The 19,144-nt window shown below is 34.2% G+C and carries 20 protein-coding genes and 1 tRNA gene; 12 read left to right on the plus strand and 9 right to left on the minus strand.

Features of this window, described 5'->3' with window-relative positions; genetic code table 11:
* Positions 1-4: 4 nt before the first annotated feature.
* Together L1275_RS12050 and L1275_RS12055 are read right to left on the minus strand one after the other, a co-directional pair.
* Positions 5-634 (minus strand): hypothetical protein, encoded by a 630-nt coding sequence (locus L1275_RS12050; protein WP_253473461.1) that lies wholly within the window; start codon positions 632-634, stop codon positions 5-7.
* A 71-nt stretch (positions 635-705) separates the two neighbouring features.
* Entirely contained in the window at positions 706-1,341 is a 636-nt protein-coding gene (locus L1275_RS12055) for a hypothetical protein (RefSeq protein WP_253473464.1), read from the minus strand.
* Between the two features lie 1,145 nt (positions 1,342-2,486).
* Here L1275_RS12055 and L1275_RS12060 point away from each other — a divergent pair.
* The 8 genes from L1275_RS12060 to L1275_RS12095 all read left to right on the plus strand — a co-directional run bounded on the left by L1275_RS12060 (position 2,487) and on the right by L1275_RS12095 (position 7,179).
* A complete protein-coding gene (locus L1275_RS12060) occupies positions 2,487-2,969 on the plus strand; it encodes a hypothetical protein (RefSeq protein ID WP_253473467.1) in 483 nt (160 codons plus the stop codon).
* Positions 2,970-3,030: 61 nt separating this feature from the next.
* Positions 3,031-3,285 carry a hypothetical protein gene (locus tag L1275_RS12065; protein WP_253473470.1) on the plus strand — a complete coding sequence of 85 codons (255 nt, stop codon included), beginning with the start codon at positions 3,031-3,033 and terminating at the stop codon, positions 3,283-3,285.
* 3 nt (positions 3,286-3,288) lie between these two features.
* Positions 3,289-3,639: a hypothetical protein gene (locus L1275_RS12070; protein WP_253473473.1), complete on the plus strand. Its 351-nt coding sequence runs from the start codon at positions 3,289-3,291 to the stop codon at positions 3,637-3,639.
* Between the two features lie 31 nt (positions 3,640-3,670).
* Positions 3,671-3,925: a hypothetical protein gene (locus tag L1275_RS12075; RefSeq protein ID WP_253473476.1), complete on the plus strand. Its 255-nt coding sequence runs from the start codon at positions 3,671-3,673 to the stop codon at positions 3,923-3,925.
* Positions 3,926-3,980: 55 nt separating this feature from the next.
* Entirely contained in the window at positions 3,981-4,337 is a 357-nt protein-coding gene (locus tag L1275_RS12080) for a PcfK-like family protein (protein ID WP_253473479.1), read from the plus strand.
* 9 nt (positions 4,338-4,346) lie between these two features.
* On the plus strand, positions 4,347-5,648 hold the full coding sequence (locus L1275_RS12085) for a PcfJ domain-containing protein (RefSeq protein ID WP_253473482.1): 1,302 nt from the start codon (positions 4,347-4,349) through the stop codon (positions 5,646-5,648).
* Between the two features lie 88 nt (positions 5,649-5,736).
* Positions 5,737-6,624, plus strand: coding sequence for a hypothetical protein (locus L1275_RS12090; RefSeq protein ID WP_253473485.1), 888 nt, complete (start codon positions 5,737-5,739; stop codon positions 6,622-6,624).
* Between the two features lie 339 nt (positions 6,625-6,963).
* The gene (locus L1275_RS12095; RefSeq protein ID WP_253473489.1) at positions 6,964-7,179 is read left to right on the plus strand and encodes a helix-turn-helix domain-containing protein; all 216 of its coding nucleotides are present in this window, start codon (positions 6,964-6,966) and stop codon (positions 7,177-7,179) included.
* 13 nt (positions 7,180-7,192) lie between these two features.
* Here L1275_RS12095 and L1275_RS12100 read toward each other — a convergent pair whose 3' ends face one another.
* The 4 genes from L1275_RS12100 to L1275_RS12115 form a co-directional block, all read right to left on the minus strand.
* Entirely contained in the window at positions 7,193-7,600 is a 408-nt protein-coding gene (locus L1275_RS12100; protein ID WP_253473492.1) for a hypothetical protein, read from the minus strand.
* A gap of 3 nt (positions 7,601-7,603) precedes the next feature.
* Entirely contained in the window at positions 7,604-8,902 is a 1,299-nt protein-coding gene (locus L1275_RS12105; protein ID WP_253473495.1) for a tyrosine-type recombinase/integrase, read from the minus strand.
* A gap of 628 nt (positions 8,903-9,530) precedes the next feature.
* The gene (locus tag L1275_RS12110) at positions 9,531-9,896 is read right to left on the minus strand and encodes a hypothetical protein (RefSeq protein WP_253473498.1); all 366 of its coding nucleotides are present in this window, start codon (positions 9,894-9,896) and stop codon (positions 9,531-9,533) included.
* 154 nt (positions 9,897-10,050) lie between these two features.
* Positions 10,051-11,058, minus strand: a complete 1,008-nt coding sequence (locus L1275_RS12115; RefSeq protein WP_253473501.1) for a 3-oxoacyl-ACP synthase III family protein — start codon at positions 11,056-11,058, stop codon at positions 10,051-10,053.
* Positions 11,059-11,209: 151 nt separating this feature from the next.
* On the opposite strand from L1275_RS12115, the gene L1275_RS12120 reads away from it, so the two are divergent.
* On the plus strand, positions 11,210-13,624 hold the full coding sequence (locus L1275_RS12120; protein ID WP_253473506.1) for a S9 family peptidase: 2,415 nt from the start codon (positions 11,210-11,212) through the stop codon (positions 13,622-13,624).
* A gap of 30 nt (positions 13,625-13,654) precedes the next feature.
* Here L1275_RS12120 and L1275_RS12125 read toward each other — a convergent pair whose 3' ends face one another.
* Positions 13,655-14,608, minus strand: a complete 954-nt coding sequence (locus L1275_RS12125; RefSeq protein WP_253473509.1) for an ABC transporter ATP-binding protein — start codon at positions 14,606-14,608, stop codon at positions 13,655-13,657.
* A gap of 275 nt (positions 14,609-14,883) precedes the next feature.
* Here L1275_RS12125 and L1275_RS12130 point away from each other — a divergent pair, with 275 nt between their 5' ends.
* Positions 14,884-15,867 carry a T9SS type A sorting domain-containing protein gene (locus tag L1275_RS12130; RefSeq protein ID WP_253473512.1) on the plus strand — a complete coding sequence of 328 codons (984 nt, stop codon included), beginning with the start codon at positions 14,884-14,886 and terminating at the stop codon, positions 15,865-15,867.
* Positions 15,868-15,928: 61 nt separating this feature from the next.
* On the opposite strand, the gene L1275_RS12135 is transcribed toward L1275_RS12130, so the two are convergent.
* Positions 15,929-16,444: a lipocalin family protein gene (locus L1275_RS12135; protein WP_253473515.1), complete on the minus strand. Its 516-nt coding sequence runs from the start codon at positions 16,442-16,444 to the stop codon at positions 15,929-15,931.
* A gap of 259 nt (positions 16,445-16,703) precedes the next feature.
* On the opposite strand from L1275_RS12135, the gene L1275_RS12140 reads away from it, so the two are divergent.
* On the plus strand, positions 16,704-17,723 hold the full coding sequence (locus tag L1275_RS12140) for a T9SS type A sorting domain-containing protein (RefSeq protein ID WP_253473518.1): 1,020 nt from the start codon (positions 16,704-16,706) through the stop codon (positions 17,721-17,723).
* Positions 17,724-17,796: 73 nt separating this feature from the next.
* On the opposite strand, the gene trxB is transcribed toward L1275_RS12140, so the two are convergent.
* Positions 17,797-18,741: a thioredoxin-disulfide reductase gene (trxB, locus tag L1275_RS12145; RefSeq protein WP_253473521.1), complete on the minus strand. Its 945-nt coding sequence runs from the start codon at positions 18,739-18,741 to the stop codon at positions 17,797-17,799.
* 177 nt (positions 18,742-18,918) lie between these two features.
* Between trxB and L1275_RS12150 the strand changes: the two genes are divergently transcribed.
* A tRNA-Pro gene (locus tag L1275_RS12150) sits at positions 18,919-18,993 on the plus strand.
* Positions 18,994-19,144: the final 151 nt, after the last annotated feature.

Below are 19,144 nucleotides of genomic sequence, written 5' to 3' on the forward strand. Positions count from 1 at the left end.
AATGTTATTTTATTATTTCGTGTCTCCCGCGTCCATTGCAAGAAAAACATATTCCTTTTTCAACATGTTTAAATTCAGGTAATATTCCCGAACCACCACACCTTGAACAATCGTAGCTATTGTAAAGAAACTCTTTACTACCTCTTGATCGATATACGGGTATCTTTTCTTCTTCATGAGTCTTTGTATGACAACTCTTACAGAGTGTCGTTAATTCCTCATCTAAATACTCCCACGGTAAACAGTCTTGATAGTATAGTTTATGATGAACTTCTAATTTTATACGCTCTCCTATAGGTCTTGCAAATTTTATTATTCTCCAAAAAAGCATCCTAAGTTCTAAACTTCTGCCACTTAGATTTAAAGCAACAATATTCTCTAACTGTAATCTTTTCTTTTCAAGATGCATTATCTTCCATTCTGCATCCGTCATCTCTAAATAATAACTTTCGAAACACTGATAATTTGCATAAACACCACATTTTTGGCAAGTCATTTTATCATTATCAATTACCTTGCTTCTCCTTCTACGCCATTCTTTAGTTAATAATAAAGTGCCATAAGGAATATGCTGCCCTTTATTATAATCCAACAACACTTGGTAATCAGTAAATCCAGAAAAGGAGTCGTTCATATTTAGAAAGTATTTATTTCAAATCTAACTAAAATATTATTCAAGTTGCATTTTTATTACAATACCGCGCTTTATTTTAGTTTCCCAAGTTTAGTTAAAAGATTCGTTATTTCTGGAATTACAGTACCTGGATACTTACTATATGCGGGATGCCAAACACAAAGACACAAAGTTTTTTTTCCGTTACTTGCAAAGTCGATATTTACAAAATTACATTCGCCATCTACCTTGACTTTACTTACACTAAAATGCTTTTCAAAGTGATGAGCAGTTCCTCCGAAAATTACTAAATCAGGTTTTAAACTATTTATTTGTCTTATTATTTCTATGCTATTACTTTCAAATGCAATCTCAATCTCATCCTCTACACTTTTGGTACAACCTGGATTTTTCTTGACATTTACAATTGCAACGCGACTAATTAATTCTCTACTATATGGAACATTCCATATAGCACTTAATGTTTTACATATATTAAAATAAGTAGGAATATCTAATCGAACATCAGTAACCCATTTTTCAACAACTTCCCTTATGTGCCAATTCCCTAATATTGATCTATCATCTCCCTCTTCGTAAGGTTCCTTCAGTACAAATAGAATTTTTTGTTTCTCTCCATCATATTTGCGTCCATCTACTGCGCCATCCGAAACAACACCCTTCTCCTTTGGAGAATCACAACAATGTTCATCTTGATTAATTATCATGTTTTATTTAATGTATAGTTATATCTAGACAATATATTAAAAATAAAACATTTTAACAATTTAATTTTAAATTATGACAATATGGTTGAGAGGGTATACTATGTTTGAGAGTTTGGTCCCACAAAAGAAAATGGAAATATAAAAGGGTATGGGGTGCCTTTATGAGTGATGTCTGAAAACATTTTACCTTTTTTGTACGCGCTCGTTTCTGCTGATTTTTAAAGGAACTAATTTTAATACTGCTTAAATCTGGCTACTCATTTTAGAATAAACCTACTCACATAAAGGAAACTGATCTTTTAAACACCGTTCTAATCTCTAAAGGATTCGAACCAATACAACTACATCGCATATAATCAATTGATTACAGTTTAAACCAACTGCATTATCCCGACCATATCCCTACGCCTACAAATTATTGCGCTTCTTCCAGTACTCTATCAAGTCGTTAAGTTCCTGAATAGCTGCACTATGTTTAGTTGGTATTCTGTTTTCCCTTAACTGTGCATCACTGTATCCTAGTGTCTTTGAAAGTTCTTTCTTGTTGATCATCTTGTTAATCATAAAAGCCAATATATTGGTTAAAACTCTGGGGAAAACAGCCAATATTTTGGCTTTTCATCTTCTGACAAAGATATACTTTTATTCAAATGGATATACACGTGTGTTCGTGTTTGTCATTTCTCAAATTTTCATTGCACTAGTAACAAAACAACTCCTAATGTATCAAACAAACAAAACCAACTCAACAGCAATACAAACTAAAATACCGCAAATACAATAGATTATAGCGACTTTACACGTGTTATACATAAACTTATATATTAAGGTGTATTTTAAAGCCTTAGAATCACTAACAATCAATTTTACTTATAGCTTTTAGAATAACGATAGAAAAATATTATATCAATAAATATATCCGATATGCTTTTGTTTAAATATTAATTGTACTTTTGTACAACAAGAAACAAACAACGGTTTACGCCGTGTGCGCTTCGCGCCTCTTTGCCTTTGCTTGTATCTTCTCTCTCTTCTTACTTAGTAAGGTCTTTAAAAGATAACGGAGCGAATCGGTTAAAATACTCGGGCAGGTTTATTTTAATCAAGGAATTTAAAAACAATACAAACCCTTTAATCTTATAATTATGTACTTTATCAATTGCACTACACTAGACGAAGCTAAAAACCTTTTCAAAAAATTGTGTTTCGAATTACACCCTGACACTAGCGGTTATTACTCAGAACCTGATTTTATTAAAATGTTTAAAGAGTTTAAGAATTTCAAACCATCAACAGGCGAAACCGAAGACTTCAACGCTGAGAAATTCTACGACATCATTAAAATGTTTGAGGGATTAGAAGACATTAATATCTCATTCGTTGGCTCCTTTATTTGGCTGACAGATTTAACTCCTGGTGCAATGTATACGCAAAAGGATTTGATCAAAGGAATCACAATTGAAAACTACAATACCCCACGATGGGCAAGATTAAAAAAGTCTTGGTACTTCTCCCCTGCTGACTATGTAAAGAAAAACGGCAAGCAAAGAGATTTAGAGGACATAAAGAGTTACTACGGAAGCAAGGACTTTCAAACGAAAGGATCGTTTAAACTAGCAATGTCGTAATTAATCCCCCGAGGTAGGGCAGGCTCTCGGGGGAACTCTTAAACCCTTTAAATATATCTTAATGAATATCTATACAAATGATTGCTTTGAAACTATTCACGGAGCAAAACAGAATCTTTTGAACTACCTCGAATTACTATTTGCTAATTCAAGCGAACAGGAAGAAAAAGAAGCACTAACGGAAAGCATCGAAACAATAAATTATCAATCCCAATCTTACGGAGAAAATCAAGTCTTAGAAATTAAAATAAGCCCTATAGATGGCGCCTACTATATCACTGGCTTATCAGATTTCCAAAACTTGCCAATAAACTAAACTATGAGAACACTTGAAGAATTACATGTATTAATAGACAAGTTGCAGTTGTTGGCTGACAAGAAGTCAAAGGAGTTAATTATTTTAGATCACGAAGATAAGTGCCCTATAACTCATTCAAGAGGGGATAAATACTACAAATGTTTGGGAGCTATTCAAAACATTATGAGAGAAAAAGGAAAATATAGTTGGGCTTGTGCTGAATTAAAGGAAAATATCAAAAAAAATAAGCATTATGTTATGTCTCAACGTGAAAAATCTAGACTTGCAGAATTAAGAGTTACATCTACTACTTACGAAAGAGCAATGAATAGAATCAGCAAAGAAGTAGCCTTAAGGTTTAACATAAAATAAAAACAAAGTCCCTAGCTTAAAATAAAATATCATGAAAAAAGCACTATTAGTTATCGCATTTGGATTTTCAACCTTTACCGCAAAATCTCAAAACATTATCGTAAATCTTGACAACAAACCAGATAAGGAAAAGTCACAAGATAAGCAAGCCGGCACAGTTATAAAAAACAAACAAGAGAGAGTTTTGTATGTTTCTAAGAATGGTAAATACTACTACTACCAAACTAGCAAAACAACTGGCAAAGAATACAAAGTGTATTTAAAGCCTGAACAAATTAAAAAGTAAACTAGATCTCACATTAAAACCATACTCGGGCAGGAGTAACTAAAACCCTTTAAATATGAAAGCATCAAACAGTTTCAAAGAAACAATAAAAAATCATTTAGAAATAGTTGCTAAAAATGACAAGCTATTTGCTGTAACCTACGCAAAAGAAAACAAAAACATAGATGATTGTATTACATACATTTTAAATAAAGTAAAATCTTCGGGTTGCAATGGTTTTGCCGATGATGAGATTTTTGGAATGGCAATTCATTACTACGATGAAGATGATATTAAAGTCGGAAAAGCTATTAATGCTAAAGTAGTTGTTAATCATTCGCAACCTAAAAAAGTTAAGAAACAAACTGAATCTGTAAAAGTTGCCAAAGTCAAACAAAGCAACCCATCATTAAACCAAATGGAACTTTTTTAATTGTAGAATATGAAGCCGAAAACTAAAATTCAAAAAGTAGTCTGCGGATTTGCGGACACTTTACCCAAACTAACCAATGATCAATTTGAATATGCTTGTTCTAAATTCTTTGAGAAAATGTGTTATAGAACAAAGAACACAGCTTTTTGTTTGGAATGTGGTAGCGACATTGATGTAAATAAAATTCACCGAAATAAAGTAGAATGTACAAAGTGTAATTCTACTTTAAAAGTAACTACAACTAAAAAAAGAAGTTACGACAGCCCATTCTTCTATTTTGCTATAGCTGATCTAATAAGTAATGATCAATACGACTTTCAGGTTGTGAGAATTTTCGAATTCCGTAAGTATCATAAAAAAGGAATAGAAGCTAATGTATATGGTAGCGAGGTTTGCCAGAACTGGTATAATGTAGATGGAAAGAGAGTTATAAATTCCTGTTTAATTACGAGTTTTGGAAATTTTCAAGGAGATATAGAAATCAGAACTGAAAGTTATTGGAAATCTTACGAAGTATCTCCTGATTTATACTGTAAAACATCGAAATTCCGACCAGAATACAAACGTTTAGGCATTGATCATAATTTAAAACATTTAACCTTAATCCCTCTAGTTAACAAAATAAGATGTTGTACTAAAACAGAAACACTGATAAAAGCAGGTTACTGTGGCGCTGTAAATAAATGCACTGATAACAACTTAAACAAATTCTGGCCAACCCTGAAGATTTGCCTTAGAAATCAATATAAAATAAAAGATTCATCGATGTATATTGATTATTTGAATCTTCTAGAGTACTTCAAAAAAGATTTACGGAACTCAAAGTTTGTCTGCCCTAAAAACTTAAAGAAGGAGCATGATCTTTTGATGAATAAAAAAAGAAAAATACTTCAGAAAGCCGAACAAGAAAGGGAAAAGGTTAGAAGTGAAGCCAGGAGAGTAAAAATTGAGAAAAACCAAATTGAATATACCCGAAACAAAGGCGTTTTCTTCGGTGTTGCTTTTTCTAAAAATGATATCGAAATCAAAGTTCTTGAATCAGTACAAGAATTTAAAGAGGAAGGGGATATCCATAATCATTGCGTTTTTACTAATGAATATTATAATAAAGAGGATTCATTGGTTCTTTCTGCTAAAGTAAAAAGCAAGCCCGTAGAAACAGTTGAAATTTCATTATCTAAAATGAAAATAATACAATCTAGAGGTTTAGGAAATGAAGCTTCCAAGCATAATAAAGAGATTGTCTCTTTAGTTAAAAAAAACCTACATATCATCAAGCAACGTTATAGTCAACTTCAAAAAACAGTTTAAAGCTATGAACTTTAAACACCTGCATAGCAGATAGGCAGATTTGCGGTGTGTTAGTAAACAACAAGTAAAACCCTTTAAAATTTATATCATGACAAATTACCTATTAGGACAGTATTTACAAGATTGTATAACAGCTCACAATTGGACTTCTTTCAGTCCAGAAAAACGTGGCAGATCGTTAGTAATCGAATTCAGCGAAATGCTAAAAGAAGACTTGGAAAAACTCGGAGACCATCAAGGAAACTATAAAGAAAAATTTATTACTAAGTTCCGTGACTGGGTTAGATCTAAAAGTAATTGCGCATCCAGCATGATAACTGGAGGATCCAATTTTAATGTTAGGCGTGCACAAAAAGCAAACGCTACAGAACAAAACAAGTACGAATCTTTCATGACCTGGAGAGCAAAGTATTTCGAAGCAGTCAACCGAGTACCTACAAAAAGCCCCGAAGAAGAAATTACTTTGGCAGATCGCAAACTTGAGGAACTAACCAACTTACAAATCGAGTACAAAGAGATTAATGTTTTAATCAAAAAATCAAAGCTCAAGGAAAGAAACGAGATTATTGAATTACTTCTAAAAGAAGGTTACTCAAAAGAAGCGATTACAGCACTTAATGAAGTCAAGAAGTATAACGGAGTAGATTATGTAATTGAGTCTTACAAAGTCCCTACATACACTCTTACAAACAATAATGCAAAGATTAAAGCAGCAGCACAAAAAGTAATCATAATGCAAAACCGTATTACTAGAAAAGAATCTTGGGAAGATATCCTTTTCGACGATGGCCGAGTAACAATTGAAGATGACAGGGTAAAAATTATCCACGACAACAAACCTAATCCCGAGATCATACAGGAACTTAAAAAGAACGGTTTCCGCTGGTCCCCTTTCTGGAAGTGCTGGTGTCGTAAACATACTGGTAACGCTATTGCGGTGACTAAAGGTTTAAGTTTTATTGTACAAACAACCTAATCCAGATACGGAATTCCGTATCTCAGAAAAACAAATATTTACTAAATTTCAATAAATTAAATCTATGTACGATTCATTAACAACCCTAATCGAAATTCTAGACATATCAAAGAAAAGCACAAGCTATTCAATGAGTAATGGACATTTTACTATTAAAATAGAAAATGAGGTTTACATGTACCCCTATGACCAAACAGGAATATCCAAAGCTATCAAAGTAATTGAAGACAAACTATAAAAAAGAAACCCCGTAAACGGGCAGGTCTACGGGGTCATTATATCAATATAAAACCCTTTAAAAATCTTATATTAGGGCAAATTTACTAAAATTAAATCAAAATGACACTACAATCCCACTTCGCAAAATATATTCGTGACAGACGCTTAGAATTAAAAATGACAATTGATGAAGTTTCTATTTTAGCCTATGGGGATATCTCTAGAAAATCGATGATTTCAAATATAGAAAATGAAAAAAGAAGCGTTAAGATTGACACTATGGAAAAGATTTTGACAGCTTTAAATTCACGTTGCGAATTTATCCAAAACAAATAGAAAAGGAATTAAATCAAATTCCTTTTCTATCTAAAACTTCCTGTAAAAGCTTTTCAATATTATCCATTTTGTGTAACAATCTATTTTGAGATTTAAACAACAACTCTAATTTCGAATTTAATCCCTCGAGGTTAGACACCTCCCCAAACATATTTTTTTGAGACTGAGCAATGGCAGGAGGTACAATCACAGGTAATTCTCCGTAAGCAAGAAATAGATAACTAACCGCAGGGTATATTTTAATTATCTTCTTAATCATCTGCTCAGTTATTTTGTTCCGCCCTTTCAATACAAAATAGATGCTCATCTGATTTTTATAACCTAAATCATTAGCTAAACTACTTGCATTTGTTTCTAATGTATTTAAAAGTAATTGCATTCTTTCCGGATGACTAACAATAATGCTTTTTTCTTCCTCCATGTCTTAATTGATTTTTTTTTCGTCCCAGTATTTTTTCAAAATCATAGCTGATTCTATATTGGTCTGCTTGTTATAGTCAAGCATTTGTTTTTCTGACTTCCATCCAGCTACTGCCATGATTACACTATTAGGAACCTCCCCAAATAGATTAGTAGCAAAACTTCTTCTGCAAATATGCGAAGTTACCAACTCATATTTCTTAAAAACATCTACTTTTTTTCTTTTAACCTCTTTTTTTGTGGTCGGATCAATAGATATTGTTGTTTTTCCTCCTAACATTTCCTCATTAATCTTACATTCTTTACATATAAGTTTTATTTCTCGATTAAAATGCTGCTCTAAAACTTTTGGAGGTAAGTTTCCGTTTCTCTTTTGAAGTGTGTATAAAACTTGCGCATGAATCGGAATCGCAACCTTATGTCCTGTTTTAGTAGTTTGTATTTCAATAATATCATTACCGATATTAGAGATATCTAATTTTGTTAGAAAATCAGAAATTCTTAATCCTGTCCAAAGCCCAATAATAAAATTATCGCGAATCGCATCGATCACTGGATCTTTGATTTCTAATTGAAATATTTTAGTAATTTCAGATACATTTAGATAAGGTTCTTTAAATTCAACTTCTCTCTCCTTAACAAAAACTCTTTCCTTGTAATTTTTATTAACTACCAAATTTGTTTCTTCTGCCCTAGCGCAAAAGAATTTCATCCTAACAATCATACGTTTTATTGTAGACTCTGAATAGTTCCGTGTACTAAGATAAATACTTAAATCATCCATACTTTTACTTGTCACTTCAGTTAATTTTATTTTATTCTTACCCTCAAATTCCTTGAGTATATTATTTAAAATAATGTAGTGACGAATAGTTTTTGAATCCATGAATTTATTCGCTTTTACTTTATAAGTAGGAGCAATCTGTTTTATCCAATGATCCGCAAACGAAGTTAAATATACTTCCTCTTCTTTTACTTTAAAAGAATCTTCTGACGACGGTCTATTAAAGAACAGGGAAACACATTTTGCAAGCCATTGCTTATCTATGATTCCTCCCTTGATATAGCTATTATTAAATTCATCGACAATAAAGATCTGCATCTTAGAAAGCATTAAATTAACTTCATCCTTGTTTCTTACTTCTATTACATTTCTAATTCGTTTGTTTTTGTGGTCCCAAAATTTGGGATTTATCACTAATTCAGTATTAGCAGTAATATCAATACTTCTAGAATGAACAAATCTTATATTAATTCTCGAGGGATTTGTAGTTCCTTTTACAAAAAAATTCACTGTAGCCATAGTTTATATATCCCTGCCACATCCCGGCAAGTACTTGTTTAGTTATACATCGTTTTCAGCATAAATATATCTAAAAGCATATTTGGATATATTTATTATACAATAATACGACATTTGATATACATACACAAATCCAGTCGAGGTCACGAAAATTAAAGCTCTTACTTAGTAAGAGCTTTTTTTATTTCTACAAGTGAAAGAACAACCACTTATAAGCCACTACAACACATGGAAATCAAATAATTGTAGTCATGCAAATCAAAATAACAAATACGCGCTAAGTTTTCAATATTCTTTATTTAATGTCAGTATGTCACCGTCATACCAGTAAAACAAGTGTAGCACATCGACATTTAAAAACCAAAAAAACACCCTTTGGGTACTTATCATCTATTTTTTTCTAACCAATCGTATAAATCCTTTATGGTTAATCCTAAAGTGTGTAGATTCGTTCGGCAATGTAGAGCGGGAATCTCTTTGTCTTTTTCGCAGTGGGTTATGGTAAGTACACAGTTTGGGCATTGTAATGGTCGTGTGAAGCTGTTGTGCGCAGGTAAACACATCCTTTTGATTTGAGAAAGGCAATCCAATCTTTAGTTTTTATTGGCCAGTTATTCCTCATGATCGATTACCTGATAATTTCAACTTCGGCCGTTTTGACTGTGGTGCTGGTAAACCCCTCTAAAACCTTGTTTTCATCTCTATACGCCTTGAAAAAATTGAGCAAAGCATCTTTTTTAAATCCTAAATCCATAAAGAATGCTTCTCGCGCTTGGTCGGTTAACGCAGCGACATCATCGATAAAAACAGCTACATTATGTTGAAACGATTCGGTCGCTTCTTTCTGAGTATTTCCATATCCACTAATCATTAGAGTTGGCGCAACTATACAAAAAAACTCCCCCTCTCGACCTTCGATAACAACAAAGTGTAACTGTATTTTAGTTTCAGTTATGCGAATCGTTTCTTCAATATTCTGCAAGGTCACACTCATAATTAGCAGTATTTAAGCAGTAATACGTTTATAATCAAATGTATTGTACAAGATAAATATACTAAGGTTTTTAAAATAAAACTGTTAAAGGTATTTCAAAAAAACACCTTTAACAGTTAACCACAAGGCAGTCCCCAAAGGCTCCTCTGGATCATTACCAACGAATCACTGCACTTGCCCAAGTAAATCCGCTACCAAAAGCAGCTAAAACGACCAAGTCACCTGATTTAATTCTGCCAGCCTCCCACGCTTCAGTAAGAGCGATCGGAATGGAAGCTGCCGTTGTATTACCGTATTTTTGAATATTATTAAATACCTGATCGTCTGACAAACCAAATTTGTTTTGTATAAATTGTGAGATTCTCAAATTAGCTTGATGAGGAATCAACATATCGATATCTTTTACCTCGAGTTGATTCGCCTCCAAACCTTCCTTAATCACTTCACTAAAACGAACTACAGCATTTTTAAATACAAACTGACCATTCATATACGGAAAATAGGAAACATCATCCGGATCGTTGTCTTTTATAATATCAGTCACCCAACGTTTCCCCATACCCGGAGCCAGCACCGTCAATTCCTCAGCATGCGCACCTTCAGCATGTAGATGCGTTGAAAGAATCCCTGTACCTTCCGTTTCTGAACGACTTAAGATAGCAGCTCCTGCACCATCTCCAAATATCACAGATACCGATCGCCCCCTAGTAGTCATATCCAATCCAGTTGATTGGACCTCTGAACCAATCACCAAAATATTCTTATACATACCGGTCTTGATATATTGATCGGCAACAGAAATCGCATATAAAAACCCAGAACATTGATTCCTAACATCCAAAGCACCAATCGTTTTGATTCCCAAATCACGCTGTACCATCACACCAGGTCCAGGAAAATAGTATTCTGGACTGATGGTTGCAAAAACAATAAAATCAATATCATCTTTAGAAATACCAGCTCTTTCAATGGCGATTTTGGCTGCTTTAACCCCCATTGATGTTGTGGTATCCTCTCCTTTCACTACATGTCTTCGTTCATTAATACCAGTGCGTTCAACAATCCATTCGTCATTAGTATCGATTATTTTCGATAAATCATCATTGGTTACTACGTTATCTGGAACGTAGTATCCCAATCCCGTTATTCTTGATTGAAACATATATTTGAGTTTTTCTTGTTTGTTTGAACAAACAAAAATACACTTTTTAGCATACGAGAAATATCTATCCTTAAAAAAGTAGTTTCTTTAGTAAGGCAATACTGTATTTTTATAGTAACTTGCATTTTTCATCAACAAAACCTAACGCTACATGAAACTATTTTACGCATCGTTAATAGGCTTATTTCTATCCAATTCTATGCTTGCACAAGAAAACATCACTTATCAAAAGCCCTCTAAAGAAATTTTAGCCTTAACCGAATTCGACAGAGCTCCCTCCGTTTCTATGGATTCTAAAAAACAATACTTATTACTGAGTTATCGCAATACCTATAAAACACTTGAAGAACTCAATGACGAAGAAATGAAACTAGCCGGATTGCGAATCAATCCAATCACAAACATCTCAAGTACCGTCACTTATATAAACAATCTTAAGCTTAGAAAAATAAAAGACACGGATGATATACAAGTCAAGGGATTACCAACAAACCCGCGTATTACTAATTTATCCTGGTCTCCAGACGAGTCCAAAATAGCTTTTACGCACACAGCTACAAATGGAGTGGAATTGTGGCTAATGGATGTAGGAACAGCGACAGCCAAAAAAATATCCAACAACTACCTTAATGCTAATATTGGAAATCCAATTTCATGGTTTAAGGACAGCAAGGAATTACTTGTTAGAATGTTACCCGAAGACCGTCCTGCCTTAATCAATCCTAAAGACAACATTCCTTTAGGTCCAATCATTTCTACGGCAGTAGAAGGCACAGTATCTCAAAACCGAACCTACCAAGATCTACTAAAAAACAAAACGGATGAAATTAATTTTGAAAACCTTACGACTTCTGAATTGTACCGTATTGATCTAAATGGCAATAAAACCCTGTTTAAAAAATCGGATATGTATGTTGGGGAATCCTTTTCACCAGACGGGAATTATTTACTAATCACTACCTTAGAGCGCCCTTTTTCGTATATAGTACCCTTGAGTCGCTTTCCGATGAAATCGATAGTGTATACTACTACTGGCAAAGAAGTTAAAAATGTCAATGACGTTCCATTAAATGAAATCATTCCTAAAGGCTTTATGGCTGTACGCGAAGGAAAAAGAAATATGGCTTGGCGAGCAGATGAAGCAGCGACTTTATATTATGTTACTGCACTGGATCATGGAGACCCGGCAGAAATAGTTTCGTTTAGAGATGAACTTTTTACTTGGAAAGCTCCCTTTGAACAAGCTCCAACTTCATTAGTCAAAATACCTCAACGTTACAACAGAATCATCTGGGGAGACCAAAAAACAGCGGTACTATATGATCATTGGTATGACACTCGTAATTTAAAAACATACCTATTAGATCCGTCAAAAGCTTCTAATAACATCACTGTGGTTTTTGACAGAAACTCGCAGGATCTCTATTCTGATCCTGGAAATTTCGAAACCGTTAAAAACAACTTTGATCGCTACGTATTAGCCAAAGAGAACAACCACCTATTTTTAATCGGAGAAGGGCATACACCCCAAGGTCAAAAGCCATTTATTGAGGAGTTAAGTCTAAAAACACTGAAGACCAAAAGACTGTACACCTCCGACTTAAAAGATAAAAAAGAAACGATTTTCTCTATTGAAGATTTCAAAAAGGGAAAAGTGTTAGTTTCTCTAGAATCAAGCAGTGATTACCCTAATTACTTCTTCCGCAATATTCATAAGAAAAATGATATACAAGCGATCACTCATTTCAAAAACCCTTTTGAGAGTATTAAAAACGTCTATAAGGAGGTGATTAAATATACTCGTGAAGATGGTGTTGAACTTTCCGGAACGTTATATTTACCAGAAAACTACGACCGTAATGCGAAAAAAGAAAAATTACCTTTGTTGATTTGGGCATATCCTACTGAATATAAAGACAAAAACAGTGCTGGTCAAACCAGCTCGAATCCAAACGAATTCACTTTCCCTTATTACGGTTCATTTGTATATTGGGTAACCAAGGGTTACGCGATATTGGATCACGCTTCTTTCCCAATAATTGGAGAGGGTACAGAAGAACCCAATGATACGTATATCAAGCAACTTGTAGCAAATGGAAAAGCCGCTATAGATGCGGTAGATAACCTAGGTTATATAGACCGAAAAAAAGTCGGTGTAGGAGGACATTCCTACGGTGCTTTTATGACCGCAAATCTACTGACTCATTCTGACTTATTTGCGGTAGGTATTGCACGTAGTGGCGCATATAATAGAACCTTAACTCCTTTTGGTTTTCAGCGAGAGCAACGAAATTATTGGGAAGCACCAGAGGTATACAACAGCATGTCGCCATTTATGACCGCAGATAAAATGAAAACACCAATGCTATTAGTTCATGGGGAGGCCGATAATAATCCCGGTACATTCACCTTACAAACCGAGCGCTATTTCCAAGCATTGAAAGGGTTGGGTGCACCTGTGAGAATGGTTATCTTACCCAAGGAAAGTCATAGCTATGTGGCCAAAGAAAACATACTCCACCTATTATGGGAACAAGATCAATTTTTAGAAAAATACCTCAAATAAAAAAAATCCGGATTAGATCCGGATTTTTTTTTACTGATATTTTTTAAGTGCTAATTTCAGTTCTAAACCTTTTTCCAATTCTAAGGGATGATCAAAAAAGATTGCTTTTTTATTTAACGCTGCTTTGACTAAATAACCATCACCTTTAAAGTAACATTCTTTAACTGTCACATCCAAAACACCTTGTGCTGAGGCCATCAATTGATGTGGGTAAAGCAATATGGTATCCTCTCCTTCAATTTCTGAATCAAAATCGGATAACAGCAATTCATTGACTTCACCAAATAATGATGCAATATATTTATTCTCTGGAAATTCATATAAGACCTTAGATTCACCTTTGGCCACAATCTCCCCATCTTTCATAATAATGGTTTGATCGGCAAATCCCAAAGCATCAATACTATCATGTGTAGCCACAATACAAGTAATGTTTTTTGCCTTTAGATACGCAAATAAATTTCTGCGCAGGGCACTTCTCCGAAAATTATCTATATGACTAAAAGGTTCGTCCAACAATAATAATTCTGGCTCTACAGCAAGTACTCTGGCCAAAGCAACGCGCTGCTGCTGACCTCCGCTTAAATATTTCGCTTTAACATCTGCAAAAGCAGTCATTTCAACCAAATCCAGCAATTCTATTGTTCTCTCTTTCTTTTCGGTCAAATTGAAATTAGACAGATACTTACCTATATTCTCAGCTACCGTAATATAAGGCATTAAATCAAAATCTTGTGCTAAATATTTCATTTGATCTACACCTGGAACCAAATTGAATTTGGGGCCTAAGACTGGCTTTTCATTCCAAAAGATGTTTCCCGAATTCGCATCATATAGACCATATATCAATTGTAGTAAGGTACTTTTCCCACATCCACTTTCACCCAAAAGGGCGATATGACATCCCTTGTTAATCTGTAAATTAATCTTATTCAGAACAGATTTTTCGTCATAAGCAAACTCAACATCTTCAATTCGCAACATGCTTTCTCTTTTAAAAATGATTGTAGACAAATATAAGACTTGATCAGTGATTGATAAATTTTAATTGATGAAAAAAAACAAAATAAAGTAACGACAGCATTTAAAACCACCCTGATTTTTTAGGACAAAAAGCAAAGATTACAATGAATGTATTAAAAATATGTAGAAAGACATTACTTATTTAAAAAACACATAAACAATTAACTATATAATTCCTATTTTCACCCCAAATTAAACCAACCAATTCTTAAAATCACTAAGACACCATATTTATTATGAAAAAAAACTACTTAATTACAACTTTCCTACTTTTATGCATTCACGCGACCTATGGTCAGCATTACAAATTTGAAAAACAAAATGAAAGTTATACCCCCCTTTCCAATCCAAAATTATTATTTACGGAATCTTGGGAAACTATTGATTCCCCTCCAATAATAAAATTACCATTTACCTTTACCTTATTTAATCGCACGATGGATGAATTGCAATTTGCGGGAGGGACTATTGTAAACCTATTGGAACAACCGGATCAAATTCTTCTTTCGGGTTTTTTGATAACTCCCGATCTTATAGATATTGCATCGTTATATCCAAACGCAACTACTCAGACACAAGTAAGCACACAAGTAGATGGTAGCGTTGGTAATCGCATTTTTAAGATTCAAGTCAGTGATGCGGGAAGTGAGTATGAGTTGACTTCAAAAAACAGTTTGGACATGAGGGTCAGTTTTCAGGTTTGGCTTTATGAAGCAACCCATGTAGTTTCATTTCATTACGGTGCTAATACCGTAACTGACTTGGGGGACTTTTCTGAGTCAGAAGTAATGATTTGCGGATTAATTGAACAAGATTATCTGCTAGGTAAAGATCAAGAAGTAATCAGCTTTACAGAAAAATCTTCTGTTTTATCAGGAATGAGCAATGATCCGGCTCTTAAAACCGATTCAAAAAAACCAGTTTTTTTAATCACGTACCCTGATGAAGGAATGGTTTACACTTTCACTCCTACAACTTTATCTACAGTCAAAAACGAAATTACGTCACTTAGTATACACCCAAACCCTACAGAAGGCATTCTAAATATAGCAGGTAACATTGACCCAGCTACCTTTTACAGTATTTTAGATATGACTGGAAAGAAAGTTCAAGAAGGTAAAATAGCTGGTGGTAATATCGATGTTACAAAACTGTCCAAAGGTATATATATGCTTAAACTGGGCAACAATAGACAAATTTTAAAGTTTATCAAGAAATAAATAAAAAAGGGGCCTTTCTCATAACGAAAAAGCCCCCTTTTTTTAAGCTGTAATACTACAACTATTCACTTTTAACTTTAACGTACTTCAATGCCAAAGTATAAGGTCTTGGCCCTTGATTAGTTATCACGCAGGTTGTAGTCATCGTATCTCCCTCAAATACTACTTGAGTAAACTCCACATCATTATAAAAAGCATTAAAACTATCTGCATTAGTTCTAATTTTATAATCGCCACTTACATCGCCTTTTTCCCAGGTGCCGTGTCTATCGTCGGTAATAATTGTACAATCATAATCTACAGCTGCTTCATTCAAAATGTTCTCTTTTTCGAATATCACTACAGCTTTGCGCTCGCAGTCATTTAATTTAACGTCATCACCATCAAAATACATCACATCTATTCTCCACTCACCCACGATCGCATCCAATACAACAGGAGGATCAACTACTACAGGAGGGTCAACTACTACAGGAGGGGTAATTGGCGTTTTAATAATTCCGTTATCATCACTACTACAAGAAGCCATCGTCACGATAGCCATCATTGCTAAAATCAAAGCTTTAAAATTTTTCATTCAATTGTCGTTTTTACATAAATATTAAGAAATACAAAAATACATTAAGCTTTCATCTATCAACTATGTTTTTGCTTAACACCATATTTTTACGAAAAAAATACATTACGCCCTTTAAAAACTATAAAAACACAAAAAAACAAAAGAAACACAAAAAATCACTTTATTTTTTATCATTAAATTAAACGTAATTGAAACGTCTTATTGTCAGTATCAGAAAAAAACCAATTACTTTTGCTCTATAACTAACCATACTTATATGAAAAAACTATTACTTACAATTTCTTTAGCAGTTGTTAGTGCCTATTCAGGACAAGCACAAAGCTATAACTTCAATCACTTCGACCAGTCTTATACTGAGTTAACTGGGGCAACGACTTTAAATACGCAGAGTTGGTTTTACCACAGCTTCGATATCCCATTGCCGTTTAAAATCAACATATTCGGTGATGAAATTAAAAATCTTAGCCTTAGCAATGGAATTCTCTATGCTGATTCAAAAACACTTAACAATATCCAATATCAATTATTTGCACAAACCGCAGAGCTTTTGGATGGTGGATATCAGTTTAATGCAGGTAGTTCACCTAGTCCTAGTCAATCTCCTTTACGCTATAAAGTAGAAGGAACAACCGGAAACCGAATTCTTAAGATTGAAGTTGCGAATGCCGCAAATGGCAACGAGTATTTCGAAAAAGAAACGACAACGATGCGGGTTAATTTTCAGTATTGGTTTTACGAAGGTATTGAACAGTTTGAATATCGATATGGTACAAATACTATCACAGATTTTGGTTTTTTCTTTAACGACTACGCACTTCCCAATGAAATAACGCCGAATTTTGCGGTGATAGTTGCGAAAATTCTTGTTGAGGAAGACGAGAATGGCAATGAAGAAGAAAAACCTGTTGAAGTATATTCATTAATTGGGGACAGTCAAAATCCTGTAGGGAAATTGTCTAGTGTTGAACCTGAGCGCTTAACTACTTATCCAAAAACTGCTAGGGTTTATCAATTTAAGAATTCAACACTTGGTATTGATAAACACGCTCAAACAGGCATAAGTATTTATCCTAATCCGACAAATGATGTTTTAAACATCTCGCTAGACATTGATGATAATAATATCCCTTATAATATATTTGATGTACTTGGAAAACGCGTTCTTTCAGGCACTCGTCAAAGTACCGAATCTCCTATTATGGTTAATACTTTAAACAAAGGTGTTTATTTTATAAAAATCGGAAATTATAAAACGGTAAAGTTTATCAAAAACTAGTCGTTTTCGAAAATAAAAAAGGAGAAATTTCACAGTGAAATTTCTCCTTTTTTTTTACAGCATATTGGAATTATTAGTCCAAACTCGCCAAATAGCGTTCTGCATCTAAAGCTGCAATACATCCAGATCCAGCAGCTGTTACTGCTTGTCTGTAATCTTTATCTTGTACGTCACCGCAAGCAAATACACCAGCGATATTCGTTTTACTGGTCTTCCCTTGAGTGATTAAATACCCTACCTCATCCATTTCCAATTCTCTAGCAAAAATCTCTGTATTCGGTTTATGTCCAATAGCTACGAAAAAGCCTGTTGCTGGAATTTCCTGAGTAACTCCAGTTGTTCTTTCCTTAACGCGAACAGCGGTTACCAATTGTCCATCTCCAATTACCTCTTCCGTTTCGGTGTTCATTAAGATTTCGATATTCGGAGTATTTCTTACACGATCTTCCATAATACGAGATGATCTAAACTTATCGCTACGCACTAACATGGTTACCTTTTTACACAGTTTAGATAAATAATGTGCTTCTTCACAAGCGCTATCCCCTGCTCCTACAATAACTACTTCCTGATTTCTATAGAAAAACCCATCACAAACGGCACAAGCAGAAACTCCACCACCCATTTTCAAATAGTGTTGTTCTGAATCCAACCCTAAGTATTTAGCTGTAGCTCCGGTACTAATAATTACCGTTTCGGCATGAATTTCAATCGTATCGTTAATCCATACTTTTTTAATTTTTTGAGTGAAGTCTACTTTAGTAGCCCAACCATCTCTCACGTCAGTACCAAACCTTTTGGCTTGTTCTTGTAATTGCATCATCATTTCCGGTCCGGTCACCCCTTCTGGATAGCCTGGGAAATTTTCCACTTCATTAGTTGTCGTTAATTGTCCTCCCGGTTGACTTCCTTGATATAACACAGGATTCATATTCGCTCTAGCAGCATAAATTGCAGCAGTATACCCTGCTGGGCCGGAGCCTATAATCAAACATTTGATCGTTTCTATTGTTGACATGTCTTTCTTCCTTTAATTAATTATTGAGAATCCTTACAAATGTAAGTTTTTATTAAAAAATATCGCTTGAATTTTGATTGGAATTAACAATTGTGGAATAATAAAAAAATATAGACAAATTGTATTTGATTAATTAAAAAATAATTCTATATTTGCAACCGCAATACGGGAAACAAACGGGGTGTAGCGTAGCCCGGTCATCGCGCCTGGTTTGGGACCAGGAGGTCGCAGGTTCGAATCCTGCCACCCCGACAAAAAAGCTCTAACGAAAGTTAGGGCTTTTTTTATGCGCTAAAACGGCGCAAGCTTGCTTAAGCGCTGTTTTAGCGCATAAAAAAAGAGTTAGCGCGCTTAGCGCTAAGTGGATTTTTTTGTCGAACCCCACCCTTTAGGATGCCGTAGC

This window comes from Flavobacterium sp. HSC-61S13 (genome assembly GCF_024171535.1).
GTDB lineage: Bacteria > Bacteroidota > Bacteroidia > Flavobacteriales > Flavobacteriaceae > Flavobacterium.

Bases quoted from the DNA above. Each gene is read 5' to 3' on its own strand.
- L1275_RS12050 (WP_253473461.1), bottom strand. From the start codon at position 634: ATGAACGACTCCTTTTCTGGATTTACTGATTACCAAGTGTTGTTGGAT.
- L1275_RS12055 (WP_253473464.1), bottom strand. From the start codon at position 1,341: ATGATAATTAATCAAGATGAACATTGTTGTGATTCTCCAAAGGAGAAG.
- L1275_RS12060 (WP_253473467.1), top strand. From the start codon at position 2,487: ATGTACTTTATCAATTGCACTACACTAGACGAAGCTAAAAACCTTTTC.
- L1275_RS12065 (WP_253473470.1), top strand. From the start codon at position 3,031: ATGAATATCTATACAAATGATTGCTTTGAAACTATTCACGGAGCAAAA.
- L1275_RS12070 (WP_253473473.1), top strand. From the start codon at position 3,289: ATGAGAACACTTGAAGAATTACATGTATTAATAGACAAGTTGCAGTTG.
- L1275_RS12075 (WP_253473476.1), top strand. From the start codon at position 3,671: ATGAAAAAAGCACTATTAGTTATCGCATTTGGATTTTCAACCTTTACC.
- L1275_RS12080 (WP_253473479.1), top strand. From the start codon at position 3,981: ATGAAAGCATCAAACAGTTTCAAAGAAACAATAAAAAATCATTTAGAA.
- L1275_RS12085 (WP_253473482.1), top strand. From the start codon at position 4,347: ATGAAGCCGAAAACTAAAATTCAAAAAGTAGTCTGCGGATTTGCGGAC.
- L1275_RS12090 (WP_253473485.1), top strand. From the start codon at position 5,737: ATGACAAATTACCTATTAGGACAGTATTTACAAGATTGTATAACAGCT.
- L1275_RS12095 (WP_253473489.1), top strand. From the start codon at position 6,964: ATGACACTACAATCCCACTTCGCAAAATATATTCGTGACAGACGCTTA.
- L1275_RS12100 (WP_253473492.1), bottom strand. From the start codon at position 7,600: ATGGAGGAAGAAAAAAGCATTATTGTTAGTCATCCGGAAAGAATGCAA.
- L1275_RS12105 (WP_253473495.1), bottom strand. From the start codon at position 8,902: ATGGCTACAGTGAATTTTTTTGTAAAAGGAACTACAAATCCCTCGAGA.
- L1275_RS12110 (WP_253473498.1), bottom strand. From the start codon at position 9,896: ATGAGTGTGACCTTGCAGAATATTGAAGAAACGATTCGCATAACTGAA.
- L1275_RS12115 (WP_253473501.1), bottom strand. From the start codon at position 11,058: ATGTTTCAATCAAGAATAACGGGATTGGGATACTACGTTCCAGATAAC.
- L1275_RS12120 (WP_253473506.1), top strand. From the start codon at position 11,210: ATGAAACTATTTTACGCATCGTTAATAGGCTTATTTCTATCCAATTCT.
- L1275_RS12125 (WP_253473509.1), bottom strand. From the start codon at position 14,608: ATGTTGCGAATTGAAGATGTTGAGTTTGCTTATGACGAAAAATCTGTT.
- L1275_RS12130 (WP_253473512.1), top strand. From the start codon at position 14,884: ATGAAAAAAAACTACTTAATTACAACTTTCCTACTTTTATGCATTCAC.
- L1275_RS12135 (WP_253473515.1), bottom strand. From the start codon at position 16,444: ATGAAAAATTTTAAAGCTTTGATTTTAGCAATGATGGCTATCGTGACG.
- L1275_RS12140 (WP_253473518.1), top strand. From the start codon at position 16,704: ATGAAAAAACTATTACTTACAATTTCTTTAGCAGTTGTTAGTGCCTAT.
- trxB (WP_253473521.1), bottom strand. From the start codon at position 18,741: ATGTCAACAATAGAAACGATCAAATGTTTGATTATAGGCTCCGGCCCA.